Source organism: Phreatobacter sp. (assembly GCF_030691135.1).
Taxonomy (GTDB): domain Bacteria; phylum Pseudomonadota; class Alphaproteobacteria; order Rhizobiales; family Phreatobacteraceae; genus Phreatobacter.
This window is the reverse complement of the sequence record NZ_JAUYFA010000086.1, coordinates 1-6,606: the sequence shown is the minus strand read 5'-3', so window position 1 is coordinate 6,606 and position 6,606 is coordinate 1. Positions and strand designations below refer to the sequence as shown.

General features: G+C 71.4%; 4 protein-coding genes. All 4 read right to left on the bottom strand.

The genetic code is table 11. The features are described 5' to 3' along the window. Positions 1–136: 136 nt before the first annotated feature. On the bottom strand, positions 137–2,218 hold the full coding sequence (locus tag Q8O26_RS16315) for a hypothetical protein (protein ID WP_305577467.1): 2,082 nt from the start codon (positions 2,216–2,218) through the stop codon (positions 137–139). A 3-nt stretch (positions 2,219–2,221) separates the two neighbouring features. Further along, positions 2,222–5,071, bottom strand: a complete 2,850-nt coding sequence (locus tag Q8O26_RS16310; protein ID WP_305577465.1) for a DUF4159 domain-containing protein — start codon at positions 5,069–5,071, stop codon at positions 2,222–2,224. Next, entirely contained in the window at positions 5,071–6,009 is a 939-nt protein-coding gene (locus Q8O26_RS16305; protein ID WP_371134590.1) for a DUF58 domain-containing protein, read from the bottom strand. The genes Q8O26_RS16310 and Q8O26_RS16305 overlap by 1 nt, the downstream gene beginning before the upstream one ends. A gap of 3 nt (positions 6,010–6,012) precedes the next feature. Further along, a partial coding sequence (locus Q8O26_RS16300; protein ID WP_305577463.1) for a MoxR family ATPase occupies positions 6,013–6,606 on the bottom strand: 594 nt, incomplete at its 5' end.

Genomic DNA, 6,606 nt, shown 5'->3' with positions numbered 1-6,606 from the left:
CGCCGCAGCGTCCAGCGCGGCGAGCGCGCCGTGGGTCGGCGCGTGTTCGGACGGCCCCGTCGTCGGCGCAACTGAAACGCTCGGCGGACAGCCCCGTGATCTGAACGAAGAAAATGCCGGCGGCCCGCGCGGAGGCTTATCGCCCCTCGCGGGCCCAGACGGCGGTCAGGGCGCCGAGCATCAGGAGCAGCCCCAGCAGGCCGGCAAAGGCCGGCAGGATGCCGATGCCGCGCACCACCGATGCGTCACGCTGGCGGATGCCCATCCAGTCCTCGCCGCGCAGCGAGCTCGCCGAGCGCGTCGGCACGATCCGCGGGATGGAGAGCGTTCCCGTTTCCGAAATGCGCCACAGGCCGCCGCCGGTGGCGCGCACCAGCGGCTCGAGCAGCCGCAGGGTCGAGGTCACGTCGGTGAATTCGCGCGGATTGGGCGGGCCGACATTGATCAGGCGGGTGAGCCGTCCGGCCTGGGCGCGCCAGAGGCCAAGTTCGGTGATGTCGACCTGGCCGCGCCACAGGCCCGGTTCCGCATCCTGCATCGCGACGGTGAGGCTGGTGCCGGAGGGGCGGGTCAGTGTCACGGTCTCGGGGCGCTCGGCCATGGTCTGCAGCTCGACGGCGAGCTGGCGGCCACGCACGGCGAGGCGCAGGCTCTCCTCCTCCAGTTCCGGCTCCTTCATCAGCCAGTGCGACAGGCGACGCAGCAGTTCCAGATGCGGTCCGCCGCCCTCGTAGCCGCGCGCCCAGAGCCAGATGTGGTCGGAGAGGAGCAGCGCCACGCGGCCCTCGCCCTGACGGGTCAGCATCAGAACGGGCCGTGAGTCCGGCCCGTCCATGACGGTCATGGCGCCCTGCGCCGGCTGGCGGCTCTCGATCAGGCGGAACCATCGGCTCCATTGCGGATTGCCCTCGGCGGCCATGCCGGGGAGCGAGCGCGTCACGGGATGGCGACGGCCCTGGTCGGAGACGCGGGCGTGGAAGGGTCGCTCCATGACCTCGCCGGTCGGCGCGGCGGGCAGGATGCTCTCCAGCGGCGTGTCGTTGATCGAGGCGGAGGTGGCATGTTCGGGGCCGGCCGCGATCAGCAGCGCGCCGCCGTTGCGGACATAGCGGGCGATGTTCTCGAAATAGAGCAGCGGCAGCACGCCCTGCTGGGCGTAGCGATCGAAGATGATGAGATCGAACTCGCGGATCTTGATCTGGAAGAGCTCGCGGGTCGGGAAGGCGATGAGCGAAAGTTCGTTGATCGGCGTGCCGTCCTGTTTCTCCGGCGGTCGCAGGATGGTGAAGTGGACGAGGTCGACGCCGGCATCCGACTTCAGCAGGTTGCGCCAGGTGCGCTCGCCAGCATGGGGCTCGCCGGAGACGAGCAGCACGCGCAGCTTCTCGCGGATGCCGTCGATGACGACGACGGCGCGGTTGTTGATGGTGGTGAGCTCGCCCTGCAGCCCGTCCACCTCGATCTCGACGATGTTGGCGCCGGCATGGGTGATCTGGACCGAGATGTTGGTGGTGGCGCCGGTCGCGACCGTTCGCCGCTCGATGACCTCGCCACCGCGGCTGATGGTGACGGCGGCCTGGGCCACGGCGCCGCCGGTGCCGTTGTCCTCGATGCGGAAGCCGATCGTCTGGTTCTGCTGGACGATGCCGAAGCGCGGCGTCTGGGTCAGGACGACCCGGCGATCGCGGTCGGTCGAGCGGCCGGTGATGAGTGCATGGACCGGCGCCGTGAAGCCGATGGCGGAGGCCTGTGCCGGGACGTCGTGGACCTGGCCGTCGGTGACCAGGATGGCGCCGCCGACGCGCTCGGCGGGCACATCGGAGAGGCCCGACCGCAGTGCCTCGAACAGGTGGGTGCCGTCCGTCTGTCCGTCCGAGGCGCCGGCATCGATCCAGCGCACCTCGAAGCCGGGCGAGCGGCCGAAGGCGCGCTCGATGGCGGCCTTGGCCTCATCGGTCATGCGGGTGCGGTCGGCGAGCGTCTGGCTGGCGGAGCGGTCGAGCACGACGGCGACGACGGATTGCAGCGGATCGCGGTCCTCCTGCGTGAAGACCGGATTACCGAGCGCCATGATGGCCAGCGCCATGGCGGCGATGCGCCACCAGGCGCCGCGGGTGCGCGACAGCAGCAGGAGCCCGGCGAGGAGGGCGACGGCCAGCGCGGCGAGGCCGAGCGCCCAGAGCGGGACGATGGGGGACCAGACGATGCCGAGGGTCATGGCTCAGTTCCCCAGCCGTTCGAGCAGGGCGGGCACATGCACCTGGTCCGTCTTGTAGTTGCCGGTGAGCGCATACATGACGATGTTGACGCCGAAGCGGAACGCCAGTTCGCGCTGGCGCGCCTCGCCCTGCACCGGCAGCAGGGGATTGCCCTGGCGGTCGATCGCCCAGGCGGAGGCGAGGTCGTTGGAGGAGATGACGATGGGCGAGACGGAATCGGAGGCGCGTGCCGGGCGGGCCGCTTCCTCTTCCGTCGCCGGCGGGATTGCCTCGACCCAGGTCGTGCCGTCGGTGTAGCGACCGGGGAACTCGCGCAGGATGAAGAAGGCGCGGGCGAGCACATGGTCGCGCGGCACAGCCTCCAGCTCGGGAATGTCGAGGCCGGCGAGAATGCGGCGCAGCGTCGCCTGGGCGGGGCTCGCCTGGCCGGGGCGCGCGGTGAGGGCGTCGCGGGTGTCGAAGATCACCATGCCGCCCTGTTTCATATAGGCGTCGAGCTTGAGCAGCGCCTGGGGCGTCGGCTCGTCGGCGCCCGCCACCACCGGCCAGTAGAGGACGGGGAAGAAGGCGAGCTCGTCGCGGGCGATGTCGACGCCCTGCGGCTGGGCCGGCTCGAGCGCCGTGCGGGCGGAGAGGAACCGCGTCAGGCCTTCGAGCCCGGCACGTGAGACGTCGTCGACATCGCGCGAGCCGGTGACGACATAGGCGAGGCGCGTCGCCTGCGTCGCCCGGACGGCGGCATCGTCTGCGGCATTGCCGGTGGAGACGATCGGGCGCTCCTGGCTGCGCCGGGTCTGGGCCTCCGCCGGGGGCGCGGCGAGCGCCAGGGCGCCGCCGAGGAGGATGAGCCAGGCGGCGGTGCGCCTGCGCTGGCCGAAGGACAGGCGCGCCAGGCCGCCGGCGATCAGGAAGACGATGATGCCATCGGCGAGGAGGAGGATCAGGGCGGTCACCACGAGCGGGGATCTGAGGTCGACGGGTTCACCCAGACGGTAGCGCTCGATCGTGGCATTGAGGGGACCGACGTCGAGCCGTTTCAGGCGTTCCTCGGGCGCCAGCACATTGACCGCGATCGTGCCCTCCTGCGGGCCGTAGAAGCCTGGCGGATAGTCGAAGGTGGCGGCCTCGCGCCAGTCGGCGGGAATCGGCTTGGCGGTGGCGGGAGGACGCACGAAGCCGCCGAAGCCGTCGAGCACCCGCGTCGGGGCGATCCGCTCGCTCGCCCGCGGCTGGCCGGGCACGGCGGCGAGGCCCTCGGCGGCGGGGCGGCCGGCGGCCGACAGGCCGGCGATCCGCTTCAGCATGTCGACGAAGGCGCCGGAGATCGGCAGGTCGGACCAAGAAGTGTCAGCGGTGACGTGGAAGAGGATGAGCAGGCCCTGGCCGCGCTTCTCCGCCGTCACGAGTGGCGTTCCGTCGGCGAGCTGTGCCCAGGTCTTGTCGGCGAGCAGCCCGTCGGGCTCGGCGAGGACCTGGCGGCGCACGCGCACGTCTGCCGGCACGGGAATGTCGGCGAAGGGGCTCTCGCGGCCGAAGGGGGCGAGGCCCTGCGGCGTCTCCCAGGACAGGGCGCCGCCGAGCTGGCGGCCGCCGCGCCGGAGCCGGACCGGCACGAGGTCGTCGCTCTGGGCGCCGGCGAGGCGCGTTCCCGCGAAGCGCAGCAGGATGCCGCCATTGTCGAGGAAGCGGTTCAGCGCATCGCGCGCCACCGGGGTGACGGTGCCGACATCGGTCAGCACGATCATCGGCACGCGCCCCTCGATGAAGCGGACGATGGCCTCGGAGGGCGATGCCCCCTCGACGGTGCGGATGTCGGCGAAGGGATCGAGCGCCCGGCCGAGATAGTAGGTCGGGGAGAGCAGCGGCTGGGCGGTGTCGGCGGTGGCGCCGGAGACCACGCCGATGGTGCGGCGCGCCCAGCGCGAATCGACGAGTTGCACAGCGCCTGCCGACCGCTCGGACAGGATGTCCATCCGGGTGATCTCGTTGCGGATCTCGACCGGCAGTTCGAAACGCAGGTCCGCCTCGGTCTTGCCGTCCTCGAAGGCGAAGGCGGCCTCGCCGAGCGGCAGGCCGCGGTTGTCGAGGGCCCTGACGCGGCCGGGCTGGGCGGGCCCGCCCTCGGCGCGCAGAACCTTGGCGTTGAAGCCGCCCGCCGTGTTGGTGGCCGCGGTGAGGGCGAGAGGTGCCGGCGTGCCGCCGTCGAAGACCGTCACGCTGCGGCCGCGGACGAGTGGCGCGAGTTGCGCGATGAAGGCCTCCGAGCGGCCGGTGTCGATGCCGTCGGTGAGCCAGACGACCTCGGCCTCTGGCTGCGCGGCGAGGAACTTCTGCAGCGCCGGCAGGATGGCGCTGCGGTCGGGTGTGTGCGGCAGTGGCTCGAGCGAACGCAGCCGCTCGCGCACCGAGGTGGGTGTCTCGAGTGCGATGTCGATCACCGGGCGGGCGGTCGGCACGAGCGCGACGGCGCGGCCAGCGCTTTCGGCGGAGGCGACGATCTCGCCCGCCACGCGCTGGCGCTGTTCGAAGGAGGCGGCCGAGGGCCAGCCGTCATCCATCATCAGGAGGACGGGACCGCGCGAGCCGGAGGTCGCTGCAGGCGGGTTCCACAAGGGGCCGGCCATGGCAAAGATGATGATGGCGGCCAGCAGCAGGCGCAGCAGCGTCAGCCACCAGGGGCTGTTGGACGGCGTCTCCTCCTTCGGCGCGATGTCCATGAGGATACGCGTCGGGGGGAAGCGGACGCGGCGCGGCCGCGGCGGCACGAGCCGCAACAGCCACCACAGCGCCGGCAGCGCTGCGAGGGCGAAGAGAACCAGCGGCGCAGCGAAGGCGAGGGGCAGGCCGAGCATCAGGCGCCCCCGATCCGGGGCCCGAGCTCGCGCGAGCCGGGGCCCATGCGCTGGTGCAGCGCGAGGATGGCGGTGGCGGGCGCCTGGTCGGTACGGTGGATGCCGAAGCTCCAGCCGCGGCTGTCGCATTCCTGGCGCAGCGCCGCGCGGTGGGCGGCGAGCCGCGCGACGTAATCGTCACGCCAGGTCTCGGCACGGCCGGCGGTGATGGTCAGGCTCTCCTCCATCTCTTCGAACTCGACCCGTCCCTTGTACGGGAAGGTCTCCTCGATCGGATCGTTGATCTGCAGGACATGGCCGCGCGACCCGGAGGAGGCGAGACCCTTGACCTCGTCGCGGAAGGCTTCCATCGGCACGAGGCAGTCGGAGAGGACGACGATTTCAGACAGCCGCGAGATCGGCGCGCGCGGCGGCAGGCTCGCCGCGGCGAGGTCGGGAACCGACAGCAGCGCATCGGCCATGCGTTCGATGATGGCGCGGCTGGCGGTCGGTCGCATGATGCCGGGGATGCCGACGCGCTCACCACCGCGGACCATGATCTCGGCGAGGGCGAAGGCGAGGACGATGCAGCGGTCGCGCTTGGTCTCCCAGGCGAGGGGCGAGACGAACTGCATGGAGGCGGAGCAATCCGGCCAGATCCAGACCGTATGGGCCGCTTCCCATTCGCGCTCGCGCACGTAGAGATGCTGGTCGCGGCCGGAGCGGCGCCAGTCGATGCGGCTCGCCGGCTCGCCGCTGGAGAAGCGGCGGAACTGCCAGAAATTCTCGCCCGATCCGGCGCGCCTGCGGCCATGCAGGCCATGGACGACGGTGGAGGCGACGCGGCGCGCCTCCAGCACCAGACGCGGCAGGGCGGCCGCCAGCATCTCGCCGTCGCGCATCAGCCGACCGGCGTGCTCCTCGCGACTGTTCGTCTGGGCGAGGTCGAAGAGGGCCATGGTTCAGCTGATCGGCTTGACCAGGGAGGCGATGGTCTTCTCCACCGTCAGCCCGTCGGCGCGGGCGGAGAAGGAGAGCGCCATGCGGTGCTTGAGGACCGGTTCGGCCAGTGCGACGACATCGTCGATGGACGGGGCGAGACGGCCATCGAGAAGGGCGCGAGCCCTGACCGCGAGCATCAGCGCCTGGGAGGCGCGCGGGCCGGGACCCCAGGCGATGGCGCCCGCGAGTTCGCCCTTGGCGACGCCGGGACGGGCCGAGCGGACGAGCTGGAGGATGGCCTCGACCACGGAATCGCCGGCGGGCAGGCGGCGCACCAGACGCTGGGCGGCCATGAGGTCCTCGGCGCTCAACGCCTGCTTCGGGCGCGACTCCTCGGACCCGGTGGTGTCGAACAGGATCTTCCGCTCCGCCTCGAGGTCGGGATAGTCGACGTCGATCTGCATCAGGAAGCGGTCGAGCTGGGCCTCGGGCAGGGGATAGGTGCCTTCCTGTTCAATGGGATTCTGGGTGGCCAGCACCAGAAAAAGTTCCGGCAGCCGGAAAGTGGTCTCACCAATGGTCACCTGTCTTTCCTGCATCGCTTCCAACAGGGC

Coding starts and splice junctions, on each gene's coding strand:
- Q8O26_RS16310 (WP_305577465.1), bottom strand. CDS start 5,071: ATGCTCGGCCTGCCCCTCGCCTTCGCTGCGCCGCTGGTTCTCTTCGCC.
- Q8O26_RS16305 (WP_371134590.1), bottom strand. CDS start 6,009: ATGGCCCTCTTCGACCTCGCCCAGACGAACAGTCGCGAGGAGCACGCC.
- Q8O26_RS16315 (WP_305577467.1), bottom strand. CDS start 2,218: ATGACCCTCGGCATCGTCTGGTCCCCCATCGTCCCGCTCTGGGCGCTC.